The following is a 24,703-nucleotide window of genomic DNA, read 5'->3' as shown; positions in this document are numbered from 1 at the left end:
CGGGCCAGCGGCGGGTCAGAAGCCGCGGGTGCGCTTGGCCGCGCGACGGCCTGAGGGGTCGTCCCCGCCACCCGGGACCTTGAGGAACAGCCGGGCCGCCTCGCCCCCCAGGTTCACCCCGATGGCGATCGCCAGGGCCAGTGCCGCCGCCTGGGTGAGATGGGGGATGCCGCGGTCCAGATTTCCCTGGGCGAGCGCGAGCAGTCCGAAGTACGTCGCGCTACCGGGCAGCAGCGGCCCGATCGCCGCCGTGACGTACGGCAGCGCGGACGCGTAGCGGTAGCGGGAGAGCAGCTGCCCGAAGAGGCCGACCAGCCCGGCGGCCACGGTCGTGGCGGCGACGGGCGGGACGTCGGCGGTGTCGGTGAGCGCGCCGTAGACCACCCAGGCGACCCCGCCGTTGAGCGTGGCGAACAGCACGGTGTGACGTTCCTGCTGGAGCAGGATGCAGAACGTCAGCGCCAGCAGCATCGCCGCCAGTATCTGGACGATCGGCTCCGGCTGGCCCACCAGCGCCGCCTCCGGGTTCAGCTTGGCGTTCAGCTGGAGCCCGCCGTACAGCACGGTGAGCACGCCGCAGACGATGCCGACGATCAGGTAGCCGACCTCCAGCAGCCGGGCCGCGGCGGTGATGTAATACCCGGTCAGCCCGTCCTGGACGCTCGCCACCAGGGCCCGCCCGGGGATCAGCGCGAACAGTCCACCGGTGATCACCGCGGACGACTGGAGCCCGGCGCCCAGGAGGCTGAGCGCGATGCCCATCGCGGCGGGCGGCATCGCCGCGACCACGAACTGGTAGAACTCCGGCAGCCCGCGCCCGGACGCCAGCCACGCCAGCCGGTCGCCGAGCATCGCCCCGATCGCCGCCGCGAAGAAGACCGGCCACGCGCCGCCGACCAGCATGCTCGCCGCTCCGGCCAGCCCGCCCGCGGCCACGGTGAGCGCCCAGCCGGGGTACGGGTGGCGGTTACGGCGGATCTCGGCGAGCCGCCGGTACGCCTCCTCCAGCGTGAAGTCGTCCTGCGAGGTGATGTCGTCGACGAGCCGGAAGACGGCCGACAGCCGGGTGTAGTCGGTGCCCCGGCGGCGCACCGTACGGCTGGCGGTGACCGGGTCGTCGACCAGGGAGGGCTGGTAGCTGACCGACAGCAGGGTGAAGGTCACCGTGGGCTCGCAGCGGTCGAGCCCGTACGCGTGCGCCACGCCGAGCATCGCCGCCTCGACGTCCTCGGCGCCCTCACCGCCCGCGAGCAGCAGCTCGGCGATACGGAGGACGAGGTCGAGCACGCGCGGGACGGCCGGGCCCGTGTCGTCCTCCGGCTCGGAGCGCTGCTCCGGGGTCGGGCGCTCGCTGATCGGCATCCGCAGCATCGTGCGCATCCGGTCCTGCCAGGGCGCGTCCTTGGTCAGCCGGACCATGGGTATGCCGTTCGGCGGCGTGAAGGCCGGGAAGCCGCCGGTGGTCTGGTTGGACGAGGTGGTGACCCCGGCGGGCGGCACGAAGGCCGAGCTTTCCGGCTCGGGAACGGCGCACTCGGTGGTCAGCCCCTCGGGAATGGCGAACTCCGAGGTCGGGTGCTCGCCATCCGGCGAGGGCGGCCTCGGTACCCCCTGCGGCGGGGTGAAGGCGCTGCGCGCCTCGTCGGACTGCGGCTTGCGGTCCGCCGCCGTGTCCGCCTCCTGCGTGCCCGCGCCACGCTGCCCGTACTGTCGCTCCGACCCCACTGCCTCGCTCCTCGACCGCCTCCCCGTGCACTTCTTCCAGCAGCCACGATGCAACATCGGCGGCCACCGAAGCCCATTGTGCGGGGAGGTGGCCGCCGAGTGGGAGTGGGGGCGGCGTGTGCGACGGGTGTGTAGGGCAGTGACCCCTGTGAAGTGACGGTGAAGATCTACGAGTGGTCAGCGCTTGGCGTGGCGGCCGCGCGGCCCCTGCTGGTCCGCCGCGGGCCCGGCCGGGGCCTCGGCGGCTTCCTTCTTGGACTTGCTACGAGCCCGCAAAAATTCGATCACAATCGGGATGACGGACAGCAGGACGATGCCGATCAGGATCAGCTCGATGTGCTTGTGGACGAAATCGACCTTGCCGAGCGCCGCGCCCAGCAGGGTCACGCCCGTGCCCCACAGCACACCGCCGACGATGTTGAAGATGATGAACGAGCGGTAGTTCATCCGGCTCACGCCCGCGATGATCGGCGTGAACGTGCGCACGATGGGCACGAAACGGGCCAGGATCAGCGACTTCGGGCCGTGCTTCTCGAAGAACTCATGCGCCTTCTCCACGTTCTCCTGCTTGAAGAGCTTGGAGTCCGGGCGCTTGAACAGCGCGGGCCCGACCTTCCGGCCGAAGAGATATCCGACCTGGTCACCGACGATCGCCGCGACGGCGACGGCCGTGCACACCAGCCACAGATCCTGCTTGATCACATCGGTGGTGACCAGCAGACCGGTGGTGAACAGCAGCGAGTCGCCCGGCAGGAAGAAGCCGATGAGCAGGCCGGACTCCGCGAAGACGATGGCCAGCACGCCGAGCAGCCCGAAGGTTTCGATCAGATAGTCCGGGTCCAGCCACTGAGGGCCGAGCGCGAGGGTGGTCACGGGTCACAGGCTCCTGGGTCGAGGGGTGCAGGCTCGTGCTCGTGCGAGGCCCGGCCGCAGGGTCGGGTACGGACTGCTGCGGGGTTCATCGCTTCGCAGTGTGCCGCCCAAAGCTATCAACGCCTTGTGCGTGCCCGTGGTTCCCGCTGTCCACCTGCCCCCCTCACACCCCAGGCCTCTCAGCCGTGGCGCTCCGCGTTGGCCTGAATCGCATCCCGAAGGTACGCGGCGAACCCCGGCTTGACCTTGTCGAGGTTCTCGGTGAAGCGCTGGTCCGTCACATAGTTCTCGGCGATGGAAGCGTGGAGCCGGTGGTCGCAGTCGTGGTGGTTCTGCACGATCCCCTGCCGGTGTTCCTCGGCGAGGTCCATCGCGGCCTCGGACTCCGGCGCGGCGCCCGACTCCATCAGCGCGACGAACCGCTCGGTGAGCGCGTCGGCCTCGGCCTGGATACGCTGCCAGTCCTCCTTGGTGTACGTGGCCGCCCGGCGCTGCGACTGCTGGTACGCCTCGGTGTCGCCCCAGCGCTCCTGGACCTCGTCCGCGTACTGGTCCGGATCGAAGTCCCCGAAGACCTCGAACTTCTCCTCGGGGGTCAGATTGATGCCCATCTTCCGTGCCTCCATGGCGCGTTCGACGGCGGCGGCCATCTTCTCCAGCTGCTCGATCCGGTCGGTCAGCAGCGCGTGCTGGCGCCGCAGATGGACCCGCGGGTCCACGTCCGGGTCGTCGAGGAGGACCGCCACCTCGTCGAGCGGAAAGCCGAGTTCCCGGTAGAACAGGATGCTCTGCAGCCGGTCGAGGTCGGCGTCGTCGTACCGCCGGTGCCCGGCCGTGCTGCGGGCGCTCGGGCGCAGCAGCCCGATCTCGTCGTAGTGGTGCAGCGTGCGCACCGTAACGCCCGCGAGGTCCGCGACCCGTCCCACCGAGTAGCTCATGCCCTGGTCCGCTCTCCCTGGTGGTGATGTACGGGGTGTTCCGTACGCGCTTCACGGTGGCGCCTCACGTCACGTGAGGTGCAAGTCCGTATGCCGAAATCATCCGGGCGGAATCCACGCCGCCTGGCATCCTGCCGGGTGTGCTGGGGATAACCGATCTTTCGACGTATCTGGCGGGCCTTGCCCTGATCATCCTGCTGCCGGGCCCGAACTCGCTCTATGTGGTGTCCGTCGCCGCGCGCCGCGGTCCGCGTAGCGCGTACCGGGCGGCGGCCGGGGTGCTGTGCGGGGACGCGGTGCTGATGGCGCTGTCCGCGGGCGGCGTGGCGTCGCTGCTGCAGGCGAGCCCGGCGCTCTTCGCCGTGGTGAAGTTCGCCGGTGCGGGCTATCTGACCTGGCTCGCGGTGGGCCTGCTGCGCGGGGCGCGGAAGCTGTGGCGCGAGGGGCCGGGCGGCGGCGCGCGGACCGCCGGGGCGGCGGCCGTGGCTTCCGGGGACGGCGCGGAGGGTGCCGGGTCCGGGGCGGTCGAGCGGCCGTACCGCCGGGCCCTGATCGTGAGCCTGCTGAACCCGAAGGCGATCCTGTTCTTCATCTCCTTCTTCGTGCAGTTCGTGGATCCGGAGTACGCCCATCCGGCGCTGTCGTTCGTGACGCTGGGCGCGTGGGCGGAGCTGTTCAGCATCACCTATCTGTCGCTGCTGATCTTCGGCGGTACGTATCTCGCGGCCCTCTTCCGGCGGCGCAAGCGGCTGACGGCCGGGCTGTCGGCGGGCGCGGGGGCGGCGTTCCTGGGGTTCGCGGCGAAGCTGTCGGTCAGCAGCGCGGGCTGACGGCGCGGGAAGCACGACGTTTGGGCCGTATGTCCGTAATTTAACGAGCATGGCACTTCACGGCGGCAGGCGCGGCGAGGCAAAGCGGCCCGACATCTCGGTCAACCCGTTCTACGGCGTGGCCGATCCGGTCAGCGGCATGACGACGAACCCGCCGCGCCGCTGCCTCCCGGACGGGCCCATGGCGCCCTCCGCCGCGTACCAGCTGGTGCACGACGAGCTGATGCTCGACGGCAACGCCCGTCAGAATCTCGCCACCTTCGTCACCACGTGGATGGAGGGGCAGGCCGGGCGGCTGATGTCCGACTGCCGCGACAAGAACATGATCGACAAGGACGAGTACCCGCGCACCGCGGAGCTGGAACACCGCTGCGTGACCATCCTGGCCGACCTGTGGCACGCCCCCGACCCGACGACGGTGATGGGCTGCTCCACGACCGGTTCGAGCGAGGCGTGCATGCTCGCCGGGCTGGCCTTCAAGCGGCGCTGGGCCAAGCGGAATCCCGTCCGCTATCCGGCCACCGCCCGGCCGAATCTGGTCATGGGGATCAACACCCAGGTGTGCTGGGAGAAGTTCTGCGCCTACTGGGAGGTGGAGCCGCGGCAGGTCCCCATGGAGGGCGAGCGGTTCCACCTCGACCCGCGGGCCGCCGCCGAGCTGTGCGACGAGAACACCATCGGGGTCGTCACCGTGCTCGGCTCGACCTTCGACGGATCGTACGAGCCGGTCGCCGACGTGTGCGCGGCCCTGGACGACCTCCAGGAGCGCACCGGGCTCGATGTACCGGTCCATGTGGACGGCGCCTCGGGCGCGATGGTGGCACCGTTCCTCGACCCGGATCTGCTGTGGGACTTCCAGCTGCCCCGGGTCTCCTCCATCAACACCTCGGGGCACAAGTACGGCCTGGTCTACCCGGGCGTGGGCTGGGCGCTGTGGCGCACCCCGGAGTGCCTGCCCGAGGAACTGGTCTTCCGGGTCAACTACCTGGGCGGCGAGATGCCGACCTTCGCGCTCAACTTCTCCCGGCCCGGCGCCCAGGTGGCCGCCCAGTACTACACCTTCCTGCGGCTGGGCCGGGACGGCTTCCGCGCCGTCCAGCAGACCTCCCGCGACGTGGCCTGCTCACTCTCGACACGGATCGCGGAGCTGGGCGACTTCAGGATGCTCACGCGCGGCGACCAGCTGCCGGTCTTCGCCTTCACGACGGCGGCGGAGGTCACCAGCTTCGACGTGTACGACGTGTCGCGGCGGCTGCGCGAACACGGCTGGCTGGTGCCCGCGTACTCGTTCCCCGCGCACCGCGAGGACCTGTCCGTGCTGCGGGTGGTGTGCCGCAACGGCTTCTCGGCGGACCTGTCCGACCTCTTCCTGGACGATCTGCGGACGCTCCTGCCCGAACTGCGGAGGCAGCCGGGGCCGATGGGCCGGTCCGAGACCGTCGCCACGGCCTTCCACCACTAGGGCCTGTCGGGGGTCAGCGCGCCTGCGCGGTGGTGCGGAGCAGCTCGACCCTGCGCCGTACGGCCTCCAGGGCGCCCGCTCTGCGGCCCGGCACCCGGCCCCGCAGATCGATCAGCATCGGCGCGAGGGCATGCGCCCGGGCCGCTTCCTGGACGAACTGCCACTGGTGGTGGGCCCGGTCGACGGCCCCCTCCACCTCGGGGTGCCCGGTCGCCTCGCCGTTGCCCAGCCGGGCGTCGGCCACCGACAGCCACAGCTCACACGCGCGGGCCGGGTCCCCGGCGAGCCGGGCGAGGTCGGCGCGGACCTCCAGCCAGTGGATCGCCTCGGAGGAGCGCGGACCGGCCGCCCTGAGGGCTTCCTGCTCCCAGGCGGCGGCCATCGAGGCGGCCTCGCTGTGCCGCCCGGCGTGCGCGGCCTCGAATATCGCGCCGTGCGGATCGGGGGCGGGCGTGGCGGCGCCGGGCGGCGCGGCGGGCGGGGGCGGGGGCGGCGAGGCGGGTGGCGCGGCGTCGCCCGGCACGGCGGGTACGGCCGGTGCCCGGAACTGCTGGGGGTGTTGGGGCTTCTGGGGCTCGCGGGTCCCGTGCGCGTCCTGTGGTGCGTACGCGCCGGGCGCGCCGGGCGCCCGCGACGCCTCGTACGCCCCCGACGCCTCGTAGGCGCCGGGCGCAGCGTACGCCCGCGACACGTCGTACGCCCGCGACGCCTCGTACGCCGCGTAGCCCTCCACCGGGGCGCCCAGCAGCAGCCCGGGACCGGCGCCCAGCCCCGCCTCGGCGGCGGCCTGCTGGTGCAGCAGGGCGAACTCCGGGCCGTCCGCGGCGCCGCGCAGCAGCCCGGCGAGGGCGCGGCTGTAGACCGGCGCCGCAGTCCGCCGCTTGGGCGGGGCCGGGGCGATCGTCCCGTACAGGGTCAGCCCGGAGGCGAGCGTGTCGACCGGCAGCCGCCCGTCGGACAGCCGTGGCCAGGCCGTCTCGTCGGCCACCAGATCGGCGAGCACCGTGGTGCTGCCCGGCGGCCGCCCGGCCAGCTCGGCGGCCAGCCAGTGCCACGGCAGCGCGCTGTAGCGGGCGGTCCTCGGCGTCGTACGGGCCAGCGCGAAGTGCGGCAGCCGCTGCTTGTGATCGAGGGTGAGCTGACCCGCGAGATAGATGAGCACCGGACCCGGATGGGCGGCCGCCGTCCGCAGATGCGTCAGCACGGTCTGCGGATCGGCGGGGTCCACGAGTTGGACGACGCTGGCGCCGCCGGGCGTGCCCAGCAGCGCGGCCGGCGGCACGGCCGCGAGCTGTGGCAGCGCGGCGGCCGCGTCCATCAGCCGCTGCTTGCCCATCGGCCCGGCGGCGAGGAGCAGGGCGTAACCGGGCCTGCTCGTCCGTGCCGCCCCCATGCCCGCCGTGTCGTTCCCCATACGTGCACCGTATCCGCATCCGGCGACGGTGGGTGGGGCTGTGACATACGTGGCATCGGGGACGACCCGTCGGCCGCTCAGCGGCTGAGCCCCCGGTAACGGCCCACGGCGAGCGGGAAGAAGACCAGCAGGAGCGCCAACGGCCAGCAGACGGCGAGGAGTCCGGCGTGGTCCGCGGCCCACGAGTCGCCACCGCCCCCGGGGCTCGCGAACAGGTCACGGACCGCGGTGGCCGTCGCCGACATCGGGTTCCACTCCGCGATCGCGCCGAGCCAGCCGGGCATCGACTCGGGCGCGGCGAAGACGTTGGACAGGAAGCCGACCGGCCACACCAGGATCTGCACGGCCTGGACGAGTTCGGCGCGCCCGGCGAGCAGGCCCAGGTAGATGCCGATCCACAGCATCGCGAAGCGCAGCCACAGCAGCAGCCCGACCGCGTACAGCGCGTCGCCGGTGCCGCCGTGCCAGCGCCAGCCCATCGCGAGCCCGACCCCGATGAGCAGCAGCAGGCTCAGCGCGGACTGCAGCATGTCCAGCACGCTGCGCCCGATGAGCACCGCGGAGGAGGCCATCGGCAGGGAGCGGAAGCGGTCGATGACGCCCTTGTTGAGGTCCTGGGTGATGGCGAGCATGGTGGCTTCGAGACCGAAGGCCATGGTGAGGGCCAGCATGCCCGGCACCAGGTAGTCCTTGTAGCCGCCACCGCCCGGGACGGTCATCCCGCCGCCGAGGAAGTACGCGAACATCAGCAGCATCATCACCGGGAAGACCAGGCCCACGATCACCTGGACGGGCTGCCGGGCCCAGTGGGCGAGGCCTCGGCGGGTCATGGTCCAGGAGTCGACGAGGGTCATGGCGGTCATACGGGCGTCTCCTCATGGGTCGTCGCGCGGGCCTCGTCGCCGGTCTGCTCGTCCGTACGCTCCGCGGTGAGGTGCAGGAACACCTCGTCCAGGGTCGGGCGGCGCAGCGCGATGTCCTCCGCCTCGATCCCGGCCGCGTCCAGCGCCCGTACGGTCTCGGTGAGGGCCGCGACGCGGTCGGTGACCCGGGCGCCGATCCGCCGCCGGTCGGGGTCGGTGTCGACCGTGGCGGCGCGGGAGGCCATGCCGATCACCGAGGCGGCGGCGGCCAGTTGACCGGCGTCGCGCACCACGACGTCGATGCGGTCCCCGCCGATACGGGCCTTGAGCTGGTCGGTCGTGCCGTCCGCGACGGCCCGGCCGTGGTCGACCACGCAGACCCGGTCGGCGAGTTGGTCGGCCTCCTCCAGGTACTGGGTGGTGAGCAGGACCGTCGTACCGTCGCCGACGAGCGAGCGGACCGACTCCCACACCTCGGTGCGGCCGCGCGGGTCGAGCCCGGTGGTGGGCTCGTCCAGGAAGAGCACCCGCGGCCGCACGATCAGGCTCGCGGCCAGGTCGAGGCGGCGCCGCATGCCGCCGCTGTACCGGCTGACCGCCTTGGTGCCGGTGCCCGCCAGGCCGAAGCGCTCCAGCAGCTCGTCCGCACGTTCTCTCGCGCGCCGCCCGCCGAGGTGGTGGAGACGGCCGAACATCTCCAGGTTCTGCCGCCCGCTCAACTCCTCGTCGACGGCGGCGTGCTGGCCCAGCAGCCCGATGCGGTGGCGGACCTCGTCCGGGTGGCGCAGCACGTCGTACCCGGCGACCTCGGCGCGGCCGCCGTCGTGGCGCAGCAGGGTGGCCAGGATCCGTACGCAGGTGGTCTTGCCCGCGCCGTTGGGACCGAGCACGGCGTGCACGGTGCCGGACGGGACGGTCAGGTCGAGTCCGGCCAGGGCCGGTTTGCCTCCATAGGTCTTGCGCAGTCCTTCGACGACGATCGCGGGATCGCTGTCGGCCACGGTCTTCCCCTCTCGCTCCGCGATGAGCCGCATTAGTCAAATTTGACTACGAGCCTCCGGAAGGTACTCCCCGGGACGGGTCTAGTCAAACTTGATTACTGGTGGGAGTCCCCGGTGTCATCCGGATCCGAGGACTCCGCGTACGGGTTCGGCGCCCCCTCCGGCAGGACGTCCACCGAGCGCTCCCCCTCGCCCGCCATGACGTACGCGCCGCCCTCAAGGCGCTCGATCAGCCCGCGGGTCCACTCGGCCCCGCTGTCGGCCGAGTGGACCCAGAACTTCATGATCTCGCCGATGTGGCCCCACTCATCGGGGCTGTCCCCCGGCGGCGACCAGTGCCGGGTGACCTCGGCCCGCCACCCCTCCAGCGCGGCCACCCGCTCCTTCAGCAGCGTGATGGCCTCGGCGCGCGGCAGGTCGACGATGAACCCGACCCCGGCCGTCAGCTCGTCGATCTTCTGGTCGTGCCGCAGCAGGGCGTCCCGGAGCAGCTTGAAGTACTCCCTCTCGCCCGCCGCGGTCAGCTCGTACTCGGTGCGCGGCGGGCCGCCCGCGGTGCTCGGGGCCACGTCGTGGGCGCGCATCAGGCCTTGCTTCGCCATCTGCTTGAGCGCGTGATAGATCGATCCGGGCTTGGCGTTGGACCATTCGTGCGCGCCCCAGAACTCCAGGTCGTTACGGACCTGATAGCCGTGTGCCCGCCCGTGCTGGCGGACCGCCCCCAGCACCAGCAGCCGGATCGCTGACATGTGCCCGTCTCCCCATCCTGCCCCCGCTTGACCTGCGCTGGGGTCCAGATTAGGGGTGTCAGCCCTCCATGAGCGACCAATCGGGCTCGGGCATCGCACCGGTCTCGAAGACCAGATCGAACGCGCCCTTCCCGTCGATCGTCTCGCGGATGACGTCCGCGTGCCCCGCGTGCCGGGCGACCTCCTCGATCAGGTGGAGGACCAGCCAGCGCCAGGTGCGGGTGCCGCCCTCGTCCCAGGGGTAGCGGGGCGACTCGAACGTGTCGTCCATCGAGGACAGGGCGCGCACCGCCTCCTCGGTCTCGCGCGCCACCGCCTCGTACCGCTCCAGCAGCACCGGCACCGTCTCGTCGTCCGTGGGGGCGAAACCGGCCTCGAACTCCGCCACCGCGTCCTTCCGCGGCCACTCGTCCACCTGGCCCCGGCCCTTACGGATCCAGCCCCGCTCAGCCTGGGTCACATGCTTGATCAGCCCGGCGAGCGACAGCGCGCTGGCGCTCGGCGCGCTGCGGGCCTGCTCCTCGGTCAGACCGTGCACGGCGCGCCGGATGCCGCCGCGCTGCGCGTCCAGATAGGCCAGCAGCGCGGAGCGCTCGTCCTTACAGGCTTCGGAGTTCACGACGGTGGGCATGGCTGCCGCCTCTCATGAGGAGGACGCCCGGGGCGAGCGCCCTTCGATGAACACCACAGTAGGAAGGCTTGCGGTCAGCTTCTGTCCGCAAGCCCTCCCCGGGACCGAAGCGTCAGAACGGGAACTGGCTGCGGCCGTGCTGGATCGAGATCCACTTGGTGGTGGTGAAGTCGTCGACCATCGATTCCCCGTTGAGCCGCCCGAGCCCCGAGTGCTTCTCACCGCCGAAGGGCACGATCGGCTCGTCGTGCACGGTGCTGTCGTTCACATGGATCATGCCGGTGTGGACGCGCTTGGCGAGCCGCACCCCGCGCTCCGTGTCGCCGGTGTGCACGGCGCCGCTGAGTCCGTAGTCGGTGTCGTTGGCGATCCGGATCGCCTCCTCATCACCGTCGAACGGGATCAGCACCACGACCGGGCCGAAGACCTCCTGCCGGAGGATCGCCGAGCCCTCGGGGACGTCGCCGAGCACGCTCGGCTCCACCAGGGTGCCCTCGGTGCGCCCCCGCACCAGTGCGGTCGCGCCGTCGGCGATCGTCTGGTCGACCAGCGCGGTGATGGCCTCGGCCTGGCCCTCGTTGATCAGCGGGCCGATGTGGGTGGCCGGATCGCCCGGGTCGCCCACCGTCAGCGTCTTCACCTTGGCGACGAACTTCTCGGTGAACGCGCGCTCCACCGACCGGTCCACCAGCACCCGGTTGGCCGCCATGCAGACCTGTCCCTGGTGGACGAAGCGGCTGAACACCGCTGCGTCCACCGCGTAGTCGAGGTCGGCGTCGTCCAGCACGATCAGGGCGCTGTTGCCGCCCAGCTCCAGGATGGACCGCTTGAAGTGCGAGGCCGCGACGGTGGCGACATGGCGGCCGACCTTGTCGGAGCCGGTGAACGAGATGACCTTCGGGACCGGGTGCTCGACCAGGGCGTCGCCGATCTCCGCGATGTCGGTGATGACCACGTTGAGCAGCCCGGCCGGGAGCCCGGCCTCCTCGAAGATCTTCGCGACCAGACCGCCGCCGCATATCGGGGTGTTCTGGTGCGGTTTGAGGACGACGGCGTTGCCGAGGGCCAGCGCCGGGGCGACCGACTTCAGCGACAGCAGGAAGGGGAAGTTGAACGGGCTGATCACGCCGACGACGCCGACCGGCACCCGGTAGAGGCGGTTCTCCTTGCCGTCGTCGGGCGACGGCAGGATGCGGCCCTCGGGGCGCAGCGCCAGCTGGACCGCCTCGCGCAGGAACTCCTTGGCGAGGTGCAGTTCGAAGCCCGCCTTGACGTGGGTGCCGCCGCACTCCGCGATGATCGCCTCGGTCAGCTCCTTCTCGCGGTCCTCGATGACGCGCAGCACCCGCTCGAAGACCGCCCTCCGGGCGTACGGGTTGCGGGCCGCCCACTCCGGCTGGGCCCGCTCGGCGGTGCGGTAGGCGAGGTCGACCTCGTCGACGGTGGCCACGGTGATGGAGGCCAGCTTCTCCCCGTCGTACGGGTTGAAGTCGACGATGTCCCAGGAACCGCTGCCGGTGCGCCACTCACCGCCGATGTACTGAAAGGCCAACTCGGAGAAGTAGGACATGCCATCCCTATCTGGAGGACGCGGGACCGCATCCGGGCACCCGCGCACGCGTGGGGGGTATTCCTGACAGAACGTCATCCTACTGATCGGTCAGACCTCGCGCAGGAGCCCCCCGAGCAGGTCGCGGCTCTTCTCCGGGGACAGACCGTCCGCGCCGAGCCGCCCCAACACCCGCTCGTACTGCCCCACTTCATCGGGTTTGTCGAGGTAGAGGGCGCTGGTGAGCTGTTCCAGATAGACGATGTCCGGGAGGTCCGACTCCGGGAACCGGAGCAGGGTGAACGCGCCGCTCTCCCCCGCGTGCCCGCCGAAGGCGAACGGCATCACCTGGAGCGTCACGTTCGGCTGCTCGGAGACGGAGATGAGGTGCCGTATCTGGGCGCGCATCACCTCCGGCCCGCCGTACGGGCGGCGCAGCGCGGCCTCGTCCAGCACCACATGGAACGCCGGAGCCCGCTCGGAGACCAGCAGCTTCTGCCGCTCCAGCCGCAGCGCGACCCGCTTGTCCACCTCGGAGTCGCACGCCTGCGGCTGCCCCCGGGTGACCACGGCGTGGGCGTAGCCCTCGGTCTGCAGCAGGCCGTGGATGAACTGGACCTCGTAGACGGCGATGTGCGAGGCGGCACCCTCCAGGCCGACGTACGTCTGGAACCAGCCCGGCAGCACATCGCCGTAACTGTGCCACCAGCCGGTCAGGTTGGCCTCTCGGGCGAGCCCGAGCAGCGGCGCGCGCTCCGCCTCCTCGGTGACGCCGTAGAGGGTGAGCAGGTCCTCGATATCGCGCGCCTTGAAGCCCACCCGGCCCAGTTCCATCCGGCTGATCTTGGATTCTGAGGCGCGGATCGAGTAGCCCGCCGCCTCGCGGGTGATACCCCGGGCCTCGCGCAGCCGCCTGAGTTGGGAGCCCAGGAGAATGCGGCGCACCACCGATCCGCTCGACTCACTCGCTGCCATCTGTCCGTGACCCTCCCTGTACGGAATGCACTCTTCCGGCGTTGGGGCCCCCGCACCCGGCAGGCCGAAGTCTGCCACTTTCCGGGCTTCGGTCTGTGCCCATGTCGTTACCCGGGTGGGAGGACTACGCACATCTGCGTAGGCAGAAAGTGCGGCAAAGCGCAATGCAGTATCCCAATTCTACTGCGTGCACGTGCATTTGCCCTTGCATCTGCCGTTGGCATTCGAAACCATGGGAGTCGCGCACGTGCAAGCTCGTACGAGATCTGGCCAGGATTCGTCAGGGCCACGGATGCAGGAGTGCTCGCATGGGGAGCGAAGGTTCGGCCCTGCTGGAACCGCAGTGGAGAGGGCTTCCCGCGATCGATCCTTCCGCCGTCTCCGGCGCCGTCTCCTGTGCGCTCCCCGCGCGCTACGACGCGGTCAAGGGGGCGCGGCAGTTCACCGGGACCACGCTGCGCCAGTGGGGTCTGCCCGAGCTGCTGGACGAGGTCGCCCTCGTCGTCTCCGAACTGGTCACCAACGCGCTGCGGCACGCGGTCGCCGGGGGGCGGCCGGGCGCCCAGCCCGAGGGCGACGGCCACGAACCGCCCCTGGTCCGGCTCCACTTGATGCACTCCGCCTCACGGCTGGTGTGCGCCGTACGCGACCCCAGCGAGGACGGGCCGGTCACCGGGGAGGCCGGTTCCTGTGCGGAGTCGGGGCGGGGGCTGTATCTGGTGGAGTCGTTCACCGACAGCTGGGGCTGGCACCCGCTGGCGGGAACGCTGCCCGGCAAGATCGTCTGGGCCCTGTTCCGGCTGCCCCGGCCCTGACGTATCGGGGCCGCTCAGTGGGGCGTCGCCTCCGGTGGCGCCGTCGTGATGCCCAGCGAGTGCAGCTGGAAGAGGCGCGACACATCGTGGGCGGTGACGATCCCCTCCAGATGCCCGTCGTCCACCACCAGCACCGGCATCCCCGAGGCCCCCGGCCGGGCCCGCTCCAGCACCTCGCTCAGCAGCTCGTCCGACGTCGCGACCGTGCACCGCGCGATCGGCGTCGCCACCTCGCGCACCCGCCGCTCCTCCCGCATCCCGGCCGGTACCGCCGCCAGCGCGCGCAGCGCCACGACGCCGCTGGGCCTGCCCTCGAAGTCCAGCAGCGGCAGCGTCGAGTGGCGGGAGTGCGCCGCCACCTCGTCGATGAACCGCCCCACCGGCAGCCAGTCGGCACCCGTCGCGACCGGGGACGACATCGCGTCGCCCGCCCGCACCCCGCGCAGCGCCGTGTTCACACCGGCCCGCTGCCGCTCCGCGTTGGCGATCACCATGATGAACAGCCCGACGAGCGCGAGCCACAGCCCGCCGCCCTCGCCGCGCACGAACGAGAACCAGCCGACCGCGATGAGCAGGATCCCGAAGATCTGGCCGCTGCGCCCGGCCGCCCGCTCGGCCCGCTCCCGGTCGCCCGTACGCCACCACAGCACCGCCTGCACCACCCGGCCGCCGTCCAGCGGGGCCGCGGGTATCAGGTTGAACACCCCGAGCAGCAGATTGGCCCAGCCCAGCCAGATCAGCACCGCCGCGGGCACCCCCCACCCGGCCAGCGCGTTGGCCCCGATCCCGGCGCCGACGGCGACACCGCCGATGGCCAGGCTGGTGAGCGGGCCGCTGATGGCCACGAGCAGGGCGATCCGGGCGGTGCGCGGCCGCCCCATCTGGGTCATGCCGCCGAGCGCCCACAGCGTGACGTCCTCGACCGAGACGCCCTTGCCGCGCGCGGTGACCGCGTGCGCGGCCTCATGCAACAGCAGGCTCCCCATCAGCAGGAGGGCGCCGATCACGCTCGCGACGACGTACACGAGTCCGGTCCGGCCGGGCGTCCAGGCGGGCAGCGTCTCGCGGCCGAGCCCATAGGCGAGCAGGACGATCAGGACCGGAGCGCTCCAGTGCATCCGGAGGGGCACCCCGAGGACATGTCCGACGCGGACCGAGCCGTTCATCGCTCACCCGCCGTCTCACATCAGTAGGACCCCCACCGATCACTACCAGTGTCGCTCACACGCGCTCTCTCACGCACGGCCTGCCGGGTCGTGCGCCAGGTGATCGAATTCCCCGTCCTTGACGCCGAGCAGCATCGCCTCGACCTCGGCGGGGGTATAGACGAGCGCCGGTCCGTCCGGGAAGCGGGAGTTCCGTACGGCCACGTGCCCGCCGGGCAGCTTGGCGAACTCGACACAGGATCCCTGGGAATTGCTGTGCCTGCTCTTCTGCCAGACGACCCCTTGAAGGTCCGCGGCCGCCATGCCGTTGTACGGGTGGTCGCGCACAGGGCTCTCCACTGTTAGTGCAACTGTCAACTGACTCGGATCATAGCCGCATTCCTGTGCATATGCATGGGCAAATGCACGTGCAAGAGTCCCACCCGGATGATCATCGCGTCTTCTGCCCCGCGCGGAGCGCGTCAGTCGTCATGGGGCAGTCGTCATGGGGCAGTCGTCATAAAAGACGATGAGGACGCCCCGGGGGTTGACCCGCGGGGCGTCCTCATCGCGTACGCGGCGTCAGCGCCGCAGGGCCGCCGGGGTGCCGGAGGGCTCGGCCAGGGCGGTGGACGTGGAGACGGGGACGCCGAAGTTCGGGGTGCCGTCCGCGTTCCAGTTCACCTTCTGCGCCCGGGTGGTACGGGAGCCGCCGCAGCCGTCCGTGGCCTTGGCGTTGGCGTGGTAGGCCATCCAGACCTCCTTGCCGTCGGGCGAGGGGAAGAAGAAGTTGTGGCCCGGCCCGTACACCCCGGCCCCGTCATTGCGCTGGAAGACCGGGTTGGCGAACTTCTTCCACGCGCCCGCCGCCAGCGGATCGCTCCCGGTCAGCTCCATCAGCCCGAGCTTGTAGTCCGGGGTGTCGCAGTGCGAGGCGGAGAAGGTGAGGAAGGTCCGGCCGCCGTGCTGCAGGATGACCGGCCCCTCGTTGACCGCGCTGCCCGACTTCTCCCAGCCGTAGGAGGGCGTGGCGATCCGCACACCGGCGCCGGTCGGGGTCCACGGGTTGCTCATCCGGACCGCGTAGAGGTTCTGCGAACCGCCCTCCCAGAAGGAGTACAGCATGTAGAGGCGGCCGTCCGGCATCGACAGATAGCTGCTGTCGATCATCCAGCGGTTGTCGCCGTACGGATCGACCTGGCCCTTGTACGTGTACGGGCCCAGCGGATTGGAACCGGCGCTCTCCAGCACATGGACGTGCTGGTGGTCGATGTTCGCCGAGACGCCCGCGCTGTACGTCAGATACCAGCGCAGCCCGTTCGGGCCGTTCAGCCGGTGCAGTTCGGGCGCCCAGAAGTTGCAGCAGCGGGACGCCACGGTCTCGCGGTACACGGTGGTGGGCGCCGCGCTCTTCAGCCCGCCGAGCGTGGGCGACCGGCGCATCTCCCAGTGCGAGGCCCAGGTGGTGCCCAGGTGGTAGTAGTACCCGGCGTAGCGGATGATCGTCGGGTCCGCGCCGTTCTGCGTCACGACCGGATTGGTGAAGCTCCCGGCCCTCACCTCCGGGGCACGGACTGGCTCGGCCTGCGCGGTGGAGGCGTTGCCCGTCTGCAGCAGGGCGACGAGCGCGAGCAGCGCGGCCGCCAGCAGCGGCAGCGCTCTGGTGCGGATGCGGGTCATGGAAGGCTCCAGGGTTCGAGAGGCCCGGGCGGCCATGCGCTCCGCCCGGTCGATATTTCGAACGCGATCCGTCATTGCGAACGGAACGTAGAGCCGCCCGGTCGAGGGGTCAACCCCTTTCACAACGGTGGCCATTGCTCCCCGGGCCGTTGTCAGACCCCCCTGCCAGACTCACGGTCATGAGGTGGGCAGCGGCAGAGACGGGCGACGGGGGTGTCCGTCTCTGCCCGCTGGACGCCACGGGGAAGGCCGCCGGGCCGGTCACCGAGGTCCCGGCGGCGCGGGGCGGGATCGCCGAAGCCGTGCGGTCCCGCCCGGAGGCCGACCGGTGGGTGTGGCGGTCCACCGCCGAGGTCTATCCCCGGCTGCTGGCGGCCGGAGTCCGGGTCGAGCGGTGCTACGACGTGGAGGCGGCCGAGGCCCTGCTGCTCGGCCACGAGGGGCGCTCGGGCGCCCCGCGCTCGCTCGCCGCGGCCTGGGCCCGGCTGCGCGGGCTGCCGGTGCCCGAGGATCCGCCGGTGCGGGCCGCCGAGACCCAGCCGTCGCTGTTCGAGCCCGGCCCGCCGCCGCTGCCGCCCGGCACCGACCCGCTCGACGCGCTGCTCGCGGTGTACCAGGCGCAGCTGGCCCGTACCGAGGAGGCCGGGCACCCGGACCGGATGCGGCTGCTGACCACCGCCGAATCGGCCGGGACCCTGGTCGCCGCCGAGATGCGGCGCGCCGGGGTGCCCTGGCGGGCCGACCGCCACCGGGAGTTGCTGGACGAGCTGCTGGGCGAGCGCTATCCGGGCGGGCTTGAGCCGCGGCGGATGGCCGAGCTGGCCGACGAGGTGTCCCGCGCCTTCGGGGAGGGGGTGCGGGTGCGGCCCGATCTGCCCGCCGACGTCATCCGGGCGTTCGGGCGCGCCGGGATCGCGCTCACCTCCACCCGGGCGTGGGAGCTGAAAGAGATCGACCATCCGGCGGTGGAGCCGCTGCTGCGGTACAAGAAGCTCTACCGGCTTCATACGGCCCACGGCTGGTCCTGGCTCCAGTCCTGGGTGCGGGACGGCCGCTTCCGCCCCGAATACCTGCCCGGCGGCACCGTCTCCGGCCGCTGGACCACCCACGGCGGCGGGGCCCTCCAGATCCCCAAGGTGGTGCGGCGCGCGGTCGTCGCCGACCCGGGCTGGCGGCTGGTCGTCGCCGACGCCGACCAGATGGAGCCCCGGGTGCTCGCCGCGATCTCCCGCGACCCGGGGCTGATGGAGGTCGCGGGCACCGGCCGGGATCTGTACGCGGAGCTGTCCGACCGCGCCTTCGCGGGCCGCCGCGACCAGGCCAAGCTCGCGCTGCTCGGCGCCGTCTACGGGCAGACCTCGGGCGACGGCCTCAAGCACCTCGCCGCGCTCCGGCGCCGCTTCCCGGCGGCCGTGGCCTACGTGGACGACGCGGCCCGCGCGGGCGAGGAGGGCCGTCTCGTACGGACCTGGCTGGGCCGCACCTGCCCACCCGCCGGTGGCGCCGCCGCCGACCCGGCCGACGAGGCGGGCCTGCCGCGCGACCTGGAGGAGGAGCCGCGTTACGGCAGCACCCCGAGCGCCCGCGCCCGCGGCCGCTTCACCCGGAACTTCGTCGTCCAGGGCAGCGCGGCCGACTGGGCGGTGCTGATGCTCGCTGCGCTGCGCCGCGCCCTGGCCGCCGCCGGGCTCCGCGCCGAGCTGGTCTTCTTCCAGCACGATGAGGTGATCGTGCACTGCCCGGAGCCGGAGGTGGCGGCGGTGCGGCAGGCGATCGCGGAGGCGGGCGAAGCGGCGGGCACCATCGCCTTCGGCCACACCCCGGTCCGCTTCCCCCTCACGGTGGCGGCGGTGGAGTGCTACGCGGACGCCAAGGACTAGTAGAGGGGTGAGCGGCGCTCGCCCGACCGGCGCACCTCCGGAGGCAGCGACCGCGTCCGGCCGCACACGATGGCATATGAGCATCAGCCTTGAGCGGCTGCGTCGCTGCTCCATCGCCGTGGACCTCGGAGCGTCCAGGACCCGCGTCTACCTCAAGCGCACCGGCCTGATCGTCGACGAGCCCACCGTCGCCGCCGTCAACACCCGCACCGGAGCGGTGATCGCGGTCGGGGCGTTCGCCGAGCGCATGGCGGGCCGTACGCCCGCCCACATCCGGGTCGTGCGCCCGGTGGCGGGCGGCACCGTCGTCGACATCGCCATGGCGCAGCGCATGCTGCGGCTGCTCCTCGGCAGCAAGCTGCGCCGCGCCTGGCGCCGCAAACCGAGGCCGAGCGCCGCAGTCTGCGTACCGCACGACGCCGATCCGCTCGCCCAGCGCGCCGCCCTGGAGACCCTCGCCGGGCTCGGCGCCAAGCGGGTCGAGCTGGTGGACACGCTGATCGCCGCCGCCGTGGGCTGCGGGCTGCCCGTGGAGCGGCCCGAGGCGACGATGATCGTGGTGTGCGGCGCGGCCACCACCCAGGTCGCGGTGTTGTCGCTGGGCTCGATCGTGGCCGCCGAGCGGGTCCCGGTCGGCGGCGAGACGGTCGACCACGCCGTCGTCCAGCATCTGCGCAACGCGCACGCGCTGACGCTGCCCAGCCAGGCCGTCCGCCCGCTGCACCTGGTCCTCGGCGATACGGCGCTGGCCTCACTCGGCACCGAGGTGCACGGGCGGGACGTGGCCACCGGGCTCGCCCGGTCCGTCACGGTCGACGTCGAGGGCGTACGCAACGCCATCCGCACCCCGCTGACCGGCATCCTCGACGCGATCAGCGCCGTACTGCGCCAATGCCCGCCCGATCTGGTGGCCGACCTCGCCGACCGCGGCATCATGCTGGCGGGCGGCAGCGCGGTGCTGCCCGGTCTGGACACCCTGCTGCGGGAGGCGACCGGTGTCCCGGTGAACATCGCGGACAACCCGGGTGTGTGCGCGGTGGAAGGGCTCGGCGCGATGCTGGAGGGCAAGGTCCAGCCGCATGTGCTCAGCTCGGCCATCACCTGAGGCCCCTTCACCCACCTCCCCCTCCGGGCAACTCCAGGAACTGATCGGAACTTTCTTCCCGACGCGTTGAGTGGCCGCCCCCTCCCGTCCGTACGAAGGGAGGAAGAGGCCGACATGGCCACCCCACCCCCCCGGGGCACAGACCGGGAGTCGTCAGTTGATGTTGTCCAACTCAGGTCCTGTCCTGGAGGTTCTGGTGCACGACGACGCCGCCGTGGCCGATGAGCGTCCGTCCAGATCGCAGCGCGGTACACCGGACGAGCAACTCATGCGTGCGCTCTACCAGGAGCACGCCGGACCGTTGCTCGCGTTCGTACTGCGTCTGGTCGCGGGCGATCGCCATCGCGCGGAGGACGTCGTGCAGGAGACCCTGGTCCGCGCCTGGCGGAACGCGGACCAGCTGTCCCGGGCCACCGGTTCCATCCGGCCCTGGCTGGTCACGGTCGCGCGGCGCATCGTCATCGACGGGCACCGCAGCAGGCAGGCCAGGCCCCAGGAGGTCGACCCGTCTCCACTGGAACTCATGCCGGCGGAGGACGAGATCGACCGGGCACTACGGCTGATGACACTTTCCGACGCGATGCACGACCTCAGCGACGCCCACCGCGAGGTGCTCGTCGAGACCTACTTCAAGGGTCGTACGGTCAATGAAGCGGCGGAAACGCTCGGCATACCCAGCGGGACGGTTCGGTCCCGGGTCTTCTACGCGCTGCGCTCCATGAAGCTCGCGCTTGAGGAGAGAGGAGTGACGGCATGACAGCGCAGGCGCACCACGCGGGACACGACGCCGTTGGCGCGTATGTGCTCGGCGTGCTCGACGAGGCGGAGGCCACGTACTTCGAGGAGCACCTGGCAGGTTGCGACCAGTGCGGCCGCCAGCTCGACGAACTGACCGGGCTGGAACCCCTGCTCGCGGATCTCGCGGCCGACATCCCCGGCATCCACGGGGCACCCGGCCGGACCGCGATCACGGGCCACACCCCGCACGCGTTCACCGCCACCCCCACCGCCATCGACACCCTGACGGCCAAGCCGGGACCCGCCCTGCTGAACCGCATGGTCGGCGAGGTCGCCGCGGCGCGCAGCAAGCGCAAGCGGCGCGGCCTCTACCTGGTCGCGGCGGCGGCCGCCCTGATCATCGGCGGACCGCTCGGCACGATGGCCGTCACCTCGGGTTCGGACTCCGGCACCGAGGCGCCGGTCGCCGCGGCCAGCGAGAGCCAGCTCTTCGCGGGCATGACGGACAAGGTCGAGGCCACCGACCCGGACACCAAGGTGACCGCGGCGATCGCCTTGGAGGAGAAGATGTGGGGCCTCGACGGGATGCTCAGGCTGGGCAACGTCAAGGGCCCGCTGAGCTGCAGCCTGATCGCGGTCTCCCACGACGGCAAGAAGCAGACCATGACGACGTGGTCCGTGCCCGAGCGGGGATACGGGATCAAGAACAGCCCTGACGCGGCCGCCAGAGCCCCGCTGTGGGCGCACGGCGGAACGGGCATGAAGCGTTCCGACGTCGACCACTTCGAGGTCGTGACGTCCGAGGGCAAGGTGCTGGTCTCCGTCGACGCGTAACCGGCACCACCGTGGCCGCTGTGCCACTCGGATCGCCGACCATCCCGTGCGGCGCTGTGAGCGAGATGTTACACAGGGTGTGATATGTCGCTTTCGCGTCCCCGGGGGGTCCGGATCCGAGGAGGCACACGTGGCTGACCCGGACGCCCATCAGCAACGCATGTTCACCCAGTACGTGCTGCCCGAGATCGAAGTGCTGCTGCGCGTGGCGATGTCTCTGACCGCTCAGCGCGCCGACGCCGAAGATCTCGTGCAGGACACGTTACTACGGGCGTACCGGGCAGTCGGCCGTTTTGACGGGAGACATCCACGGGCCTGGCTGCTGACGATCATGCGCCACGCGGAGGTGAGCCGCCGCCGCCAGCGACGGCCCCGCCTGCTGGACGACCCGGACACCGAGCTGGAACGGCTCTCCCCGGCCCGCGGCGCCACCCCGGAGGAGCTGGTGGTGGACACCGCGTTCGACGAGGCCGTGGACGCCGCGTTCACCGCACTGCCGCTCCGCGACCAGCAGGTCGTACGGCTGGTGCATGTGGACGGGCTGTCGTACGCGGAAGCGGCGCAGGTGCTGGACGTCCCCAAGGGGACGGTGATGAGCAGGCTGCACCGGGCCCGCAAACGCATCCGGAACCAGCTGCTGGCCGCGGGGCGCACGGGACGGGAACCAGAGCGAGGTGAGGCATGAGCCGATGGACATGGTGGCGCGAGACCGAGCGGCGCCGGACGAGGGAATGCCCAGTGGGCGCGCCGATGCTCCAGGCGTACCTCGACGGCGAACTGGACGCGTCGGACGCGGGACGAGTGCGGGCCCATGTGGCGGAATGCCACCGCTGCGCCCGTGAGCTGTCCCTCTACCAGCGGGTCACCAGCGCGCTGGCCTCCCGGGAGGTGACCGACGAAGCGGCGCTGGCGCGGCTGAAGGAGTTCGCGGCCTCGATCGCGTCGATCGCGGAGCGGGAGAGCGGACGGGAGCCGGGGCCGGGCCAGGATCCACTGCCGGGTTCGGGGCCGACCTCGGGGCCGGGGTCGCGTCCGGTACCGAAGGCCGGAGGCTGACGGACGGCCGCCGCACCGCCGTGCCCAGCAGCACGGCCGCGGTGAGCAGGGTCCCGGAGACGAGGGCGACATCGGCCAGGTTGAACACCGGGCCGCGCCCCGCCACCGTGATCCAGTCGACCACCGCGCCGCGCAGCGGGCCCGGTGGCCGCACCGCCCGGTCGGCGCCGTTGCCGACCGAGCCCCCGGCGATCAGCGCCATGCCGAACGCCAGGCCGCGGCTGTGGGCCCGCATCCCCGCGCAGACGGCGGCCCCGGTGGCGACCGCGCCGGTGAGGGTGATCATCGTGATCAGCACCGGGCGGCCGTGCCCCAGCCCGAAGGCCACCCCGGCGTTGTGCACCAGCAGCGCCTGGAACGGCCCCAGCCGGGCCTGTGGCCCGGAGGTACCGCTCCAGGCGGCCAGCGCGAGCGCCTTGGTCACCTGGTCGGCCGCGATCACCAGGAGCGCGACCAGCGGAAAGAGCAGGCGACCGGGGTGCTGGTGCGGGTTCATGGGCGGCCTCCCTGGATGCCGGGGCCGGTCCGCGGGCGCGGGCGGGGCTTAGGTAGGGAAACCCGGCGGGGGCACGCCCCACTTCCCTCCATACGGGACTTTCCAGACTTTCCGGGCAGACTGCGGGCGCGCGGACGGGTGCGGGACACGGGTCCGGACATGACGGAGGGCCCGCAGGCGGCTGCCTGCGGGCCCTCGCTGTCACATCACCATGATCGGCTAGGTGCCGGAAGGGGTCACTCCGACGCCTTCCCCTTCGGCTCCAGCATCGGCATCTGGTACTTGGACAGCATCTTCATCTTGTTCTTGTCGAGCGTCTTCCAGTCCTTGTTCAGCACACCGCCGGTGTCGCCCGAGTCCGGGTTCCAGGTCCAGTAGGTGTAGCTGATGCCGTTCTTCTTGAGGTAGTCCATCAGGGCGTTCTGCCAGATGGCTTCCTTGCTGTTACCAGCGGTCTTACGGCCACCGAACTCACCCAGCAGCAGCGGTCCGATGTTCTGCTGCTTGATGTAGGCCCAGTGCTTCTTCCAGATGGCGGGCATGTTCTTCGGGAAGTCCTTCGCCTGGAACCAGTTCTGGTTGAAGACGCCCGGCCCGTAGTCATGGGCCGAGTAGACGACCTTGTTGCCCTCGTCCAGCTTCACCGGGTACTTCTTCACACCCTGGAGGTCGCCACCCCACCAGAACTGCTCGTTCTTGTGGCGGTCGGTGCCCTCGACGAAGATCAGCCAGTTCTTGTTGACCTTGTGGATCGCGTTACCGGCCTTGGTGGCGGCCATACGCCAGTCGGTCTTCTTGTTGCCGTCACCCCACGTGGCCTGGCCACGCGGCTCATTGTGAAGGTCGGCGCCGACCACTCGCTCGTTGCCCTTGTAGCGCTTGGCCAGCTTGACCCAGTCGCTCAGCCACTTCTCCTCGGTGAGGCTCTGGGAGTACCACAGCTCACTCTGGCTGTACTGGTCCGGGCGGTGCTGGTCCAGGATCACCATCATGCCGCGGTCGGTGGCACCCTTGACGACCTTGTCCATGATCTGCTGGCCGGTGAGGCCCTTCAGGTCGGGGTTCTTCTTGTAGTCGATCCCGTTGGGCTTGCTCTTGGCGTCGAACATCTCGTTCGCGTAGGGGAGCCGCATGGTGTTGAAGCCCTGCTTGGCCATCTGGTCCAGCATGGAGTCCAGGCCACGGGTCCACAGGCCGTGCGGCGCGAAGGTGCCGGTCTCGAAGCCGAACCAGTTCACACCGGTCATGACGACCTTGCGGCCGTTGGAGTCGACGATGTCGCCCTTCTTGGTCGACAGCGGGAACTTCACATCCGAGCCCGCGGGCTTGCCCGGGGCGGCCGAGGACGAGGAGCCCGCGTCGTCGGAGTTCATGGCGAACGCCGTGACAGTGCCGCCCACGGCAGCGACAGCGACGACGGCCGTGGCGATACCCATACGCAGACGGCGGGAGCGCGGAGCGCGCTTCGTCTCGGTGGTCTCGGGGTTGGTCGGGACGTTGTTCTGGTCCATGGGGGAATTCATTCGGTGATACTCCTGAGGAATTCGCGTACTTCGGTCTTGAGGATGCTGGGGGTGTTCGTCGGAGATTCCAGGCATTCCATTTGGGGGTCGGATACGGCGGTCAGCCGGACAATCCGCGCCTGTGGAAGGAGGTCGCCGATCATGCGGTCCAGCCCTTGCGCTTTCCAGCTGGGCTCGTCCACATCGATCAGCACCACATCCGGTTGCGCTGCTCGGGCCAGAGAAATTGCCTCCCTGGCCGATCCGGCAATTCCGGACAACTCCAGTCCCGGCTCCTCGATCACGAGATCAGCGAGAGCACTCAACACCTGGGCGTGGTGCTCCACGACGAGAACTCTTTGCATCGATGGAGCTCCTTCGGGCTTTCTTGTCCTGTCACTCATCGACATTAGGAAAGCCCGGGGCTCGAAACACCGTACGC

At 71.1% G+C, this 24,703-nt stretch carries 24 protein-coding genes and 1 pseudogene; 9 read left to right on the top strand and 16 right to left on the bottom strand.

What is annotated here, in order from left to right; genetic code table 11:
- Nucleotides 1-15: 15 nt before the first annotated feature.
- The 3 genes from ACFV9T_RS03055 to ACFV9T_RS03045 all read right to left on the bottom strand — a co-directional run bounded on the left by ACFV9T_RS03055 (nucleotide 16) and on the right by ACFV9T_RS03045 (nucleotide 3,536).
- Nucleotides 16-1,725, bottom strand: coding sequence for a threonine/serine exporter ThrE family protein (locus tag ACFV9T_RS03055; RefSeq protein WP_385436329.1), 1,710 nt, complete (start codon nucleotides 1,723-1,725; stop codon nucleotides 16-18).
- A 177-nt stretch (nucleotides 1,726-1,902) separates the two neighbouring features.
- Nucleotides 1,903-2,598: a DedA family protein gene (locus tag ACFV9T_RS03050; protein WP_385436328.1), complete on the bottom strand. Its 696-nt coding sequence runs from the start codon at nucleotides 2,596-2,598 to the stop codon at nucleotides 1,903-1,905.
- A 179-nt stretch (nucleotides 2,599-2,777) separates the two neighbouring features.
- Complete coding sequence (locus tag ACFV9T_RS03045) at nucleotides 2,778-3,536, bottom strand: MerR family transcriptional regulator (protein WP_385436327.1); 759 nt, start codon at nucleotides 3,534-3,536, stop codon at nucleotides 2,778-2,780.
- A gap of 140 nt (nucleotides 3,537-3,676) precedes the next feature.
- Here ACFV9T_RS03045 and leuE point away from each other — a divergent pair, with 140 nt between their 5' ends.
- Together leuE and ACFV9T_RS03035 are read left to right on the top strand one after the other, a co-directional pair.
- On the top strand, nucleotides 3,677-4,366 hold the full coding sequence (leuE, locus tag ACFV9T_RS03040) for a leucine efflux protein LeuE (RefSeq protein WP_385436326.1): 690 nt from the start codon (nucleotides 3,677-3,679) through the stop codon (nucleotides 4,364-4,366).
- Nucleotides 4,367-4,415: 49 nt separating this feature from the next.
- Entirely contained in the window at nucleotides 4,416-5,828 is a 1,413-nt protein-coding gene (locus ACFV9T_RS03035) for a glutamate decarboxylase (RefSeq protein ID WP_385436325.1), read from the top strand.
- A gap of 13 nt (nucleotides 5,829-5,841) precedes the next feature.
- Here ACFV9T_RS03035 and ACFV9T_RS03030 read toward each other — a convergent pair whose 3' ends face one another.
- The 7 genes from ACFV9T_RS03030 to ACFV9T_RS03000 all read right to left on the bottom strand — a co-directional run bounded on the left by ACFV9T_RS03030 (nucleotide 5,842) and on the right by ACFV9T_RS03000 (nucleotide 13,010).
- Entirely contained in the window at nucleotides 5,842-7,242 is a 1,401-nt protein-coding gene (locus ACFV9T_RS03030) for a hypothetical protein (protein ID WP_385436324.1), read from the bottom strand.
- Nucleotides 7,243-7,319: 77 nt separating this feature from the next.
- The gene (locus tag ACFV9T_RS03025) at nucleotides 7,320-8,105 is read right to left on the bottom strand and encodes an ABC transporter permease (RefSeq protein ID WP_385436323.1); all 786 of its coding nucleotides are present in this window, start codon (nucleotides 8,103-8,105) and stop codon (nucleotides 7,320-7,322) included.
- A complete protein-coding gene (locus tag ACFV9T_RS03020; RefSeq protein WP_385436322.1) occupies nucleotides 8,102-9,139 on the bottom strand; it encodes an ATP-binding cassette domain-containing protein in 1,038 nt (345 codons plus the stop codon). Before ACFV9T_RS03020 ends, ACFV9T_RS03025 begins: the two co-directional genes overlap by 4 nt.
- Nucleotides 9,140-9,201: 62 nt before the next feature.
- Nucleotides 9,202-9,855: a PadR family transcriptional regulator gene (locus ACFV9T_RS03015; RefSeq protein WP_385436321.1), complete on the bottom strand. Its 654-nt coding sequence runs from the start codon at nucleotides 9,853-9,855 to the stop codon at nucleotides 9,202-9,204.
- A gap of 58 nt (nucleotides 9,856-9,913) precedes the next feature.
- Nucleotides 9,914-10,486, bottom strand: a complete 573-nt coding sequence (locus ACFV9T_RS03010) for a DinB family protein (protein ID WP_385436320.1) — start codon at nucleotides 10,484-10,486, stop codon at nucleotides 9,914-9,916.
- A gap of 112 nt (nucleotides 10,487-10,598) precedes the next feature.
- Nucleotides 10,599-12,056: an aldehyde dehydrogenase family protein gene (locus tag ACFV9T_RS03005; protein ID WP_385436319.1), complete on the bottom strand. Its 1,458-nt coding sequence runs from the start codon at nucleotides 12,054-12,056 to the stop codon at nucleotides 10,599-10,601.
- Between the two features lie 90 nt (nucleotides 12,057-12,146).
- Nucleotides 12,147-13,010 carry a helix-turn-helix domain-containing protein gene (locus tag ACFV9T_RS03000; RefSeq protein WP_385436318.1) on the bottom strand — a complete coding sequence of 288 codons (864 nt, stop codon included), beginning with the start codon at nucleotides 13,008-13,010 and terminating at the stop codon, nucleotides 12,147-12,149.
- Between the two features lie 308 nt (nucleotides 13,011-13,318).
- On the opposite strand from ACFV9T_RS03000, the gene ACFV9T_RS02995 reads away from it, so the two are divergent.
- Nucleotides 13,319-13,825 (top strand): ATP-binding protein, encoded by a 507-nt coding sequence (locus tag ACFV9T_RS02995; protein WP_385436317.1) that lies wholly within the window; start codon nucleotides 13,319-13,321, stop codon nucleotides 13,823-13,825.
- Between the two features lie 14 nt (nucleotides 13,826-13,839).
- Here ACFV9T_RS02995 and ACFV9T_RS02990 read toward each other — a convergent pair whose 3' ends face one another.
- The 3 genes from ACFV9T_RS02990 to ACFV9T_RS02980 all read right to left on the bottom strand — a co-directional run bounded on the left by ACFV9T_RS02990 (nucleotide 13,840) and on the right by ACFV9T_RS02980 (nucleotide 16,650).
- Nucleotides 13,840-14,991, bottom strand: coding sequence for a site-2 protease family protein (locus ACFV9T_RS02990; RefSeq protein WP_385436316.1), 1,152 nt, complete (start codon nucleotides 14,989-14,991; stop codon nucleotides 13,840-13,842).
- A 69-nt stretch (nucleotides 14,992-15,060) separates the two neighbouring features.
- Nucleotides 15,061-15,294 (bottom strand): DUF397 domain-containing protein, encoded by a 234-nt coding sequence (locus ACFV9T_RS02985; protein ID WP_385436367.1) that lies wholly within the window; start codon nucleotides 15,292-15,294, stop codon nucleotides 15,061-15,063.
- 258 nt (nucleotides 15,295-15,552) lie between these two features.
- Nucleotides 15,553-16,650 carry a family 43 glycosylhydrolase gene (locus tag ACFV9T_RS02980; protein WP_385436315.1) on the bottom strand — a complete coding sequence of 366 codons (1,098 nt, stop codon included), beginning with the start codon at nucleotides 16,648-16,650 and terminating at the stop codon, nucleotides 15,553-15,555.
- A gap of 179 nt (nucleotides 16,651-16,829) precedes the next feature.
- Here ACFV9T_RS02980 and ACFV9T_RS02975 point away from each other — a divergent pair, with 179 nt between their 5' ends.
- From ACFV9T_RS02975 to ACFV9T_RS02950, 6 genes and pseudogenes are all read left to right on the top strand, one after another.
- Complete coding sequence (locus ACFV9T_RS02975; RefSeq protein ID WP_385436314.1) at nucleotides 16,830-18,530, top strand: bifunctional 3'-5' exonuclease/DNA polymerase; 1,701 nt, start codon at nucleotides 16,830-16,832, stop codon at nucleotides 18,528-18,530.
- A gap of 76 nt (nucleotides 18,531-18,606) precedes the next feature.
- Nucleotides 18,607-19,635: a rod shape-determining protein gene (locus tag ACFV9T_RS02970; protein WP_385436313.1), complete on the top strand. Its 1,029-nt coding sequence runs from the start codon at nucleotides 18,607-18,609 to the stop codon at nucleotides 19,633-19,635.
- A 160-nt stretch (nucleotides 19,636-19,795) separates the two neighbouring features.
- Entirely contained in the window at nucleotides 19,796-20,392 is a 597-nt protein-coding gene (locus tag ACFV9T_RS02965; RefSeq protein WP_050799946.1) for a sigma-70 family RNA polymerase sigma factor, read from the top strand.
- Entirely contained in the window at nucleotides 20,389-21,207 is an 819-nt protein-coding gene (locus tag ACFV9T_RS02960; RefSeq protein WP_385436312.1) for a zf-HC2 domain-containing protein, read from the top strand. Before ACFV9T_RS02965 ends, ACFV9T_RS02960 begins: the two co-directional genes overlap by 4 nt.
- A gap of 130 nt (nucleotides 21,208-21,337) precedes the next feature.
- Nucleotides 21,338-21,892 carry an RNA polymerase sigma factor gene (locus tag ACFV9T_RS02955; RefSeq protein WP_358614826.1) on the top strand — a complete coding sequence of 185 codons (555 nt, stop codon included), beginning with the start codon at nucleotides 21,338-21,340 and terminating at the stop codon, nucleotides 21,890-21,892.
- Nucleotides 21,889-22,032: pseudogene (locus tag ACFV9T_RS02950) on the top strand (zf-HC2 domain-containing protein); the annotation flags it as partial. The gene ACFV9T_RS02955 and the pseudogene ACFV9T_RS02950, both read left to right, overlap by 4 nt.
- A 37-nt stretch (nucleotides 22,033-22,069) precedes the next feature.
- On the opposite strand, the gene ACFV9T_RS02945 reads toward ACFV9T_RS02950, so the two are convergent.
- From ACFV9T_RS02945 to ACFV9T_RS02935, 3 genes are all read right to left on the bottom strand, one after another.
- Nucleotides 22,070-22,759 (bottom strand): signal peptidase II, encoded by a 690-nt coding sequence (locus tag ACFV9T_RS02945; protein WP_385436311.1) that lies wholly within the window; start codon nucleotides 22,757-22,759, stop codon nucleotides 22,070-22,072.
- Nucleotides 22,760-22,995: 236 nt separating this feature from the next.
- Nucleotides 22,996-24,282, bottom strand: a complete 1,287-nt coding sequence (locus ACFV9T_RS02940) for a glycoside hydrolase family 5 protein (RefSeq protein WP_385436310.1) — start codon at nucleotides 24,280-24,282, stop codon at nucleotides 22,996-22,998.
- A complete protein-coding gene (locus tag ACFV9T_RS02935; RefSeq protein WP_385436309.1) occupies nucleotides 24,279-24,626 on the bottom strand; it encodes a DNA-binding response regulator in 348 nt (115 codons plus the stop codon). Before ACFV9T_RS02935 ends, ACFV9T_RS02940 begins: the two co-directional genes overlap by 4 nt.
- Nucleotides 24,627-24,703 lie beyond the last annotated feature (77 nt).

It is taken from the genome of Streptomyces sp. NPDC059850, assembly GCF_042731515.1.
Lineage (GTDB): Bacteria > Actinomycetota > Actinomycetes > Streptomycetales > Streptomycetaceae > Streptomyces.
The sequence above is the reverse complement of the archived record's forward strand: the minus strand, read 5'-3'. Positions and strand labels throughout refer to the sequence as shown.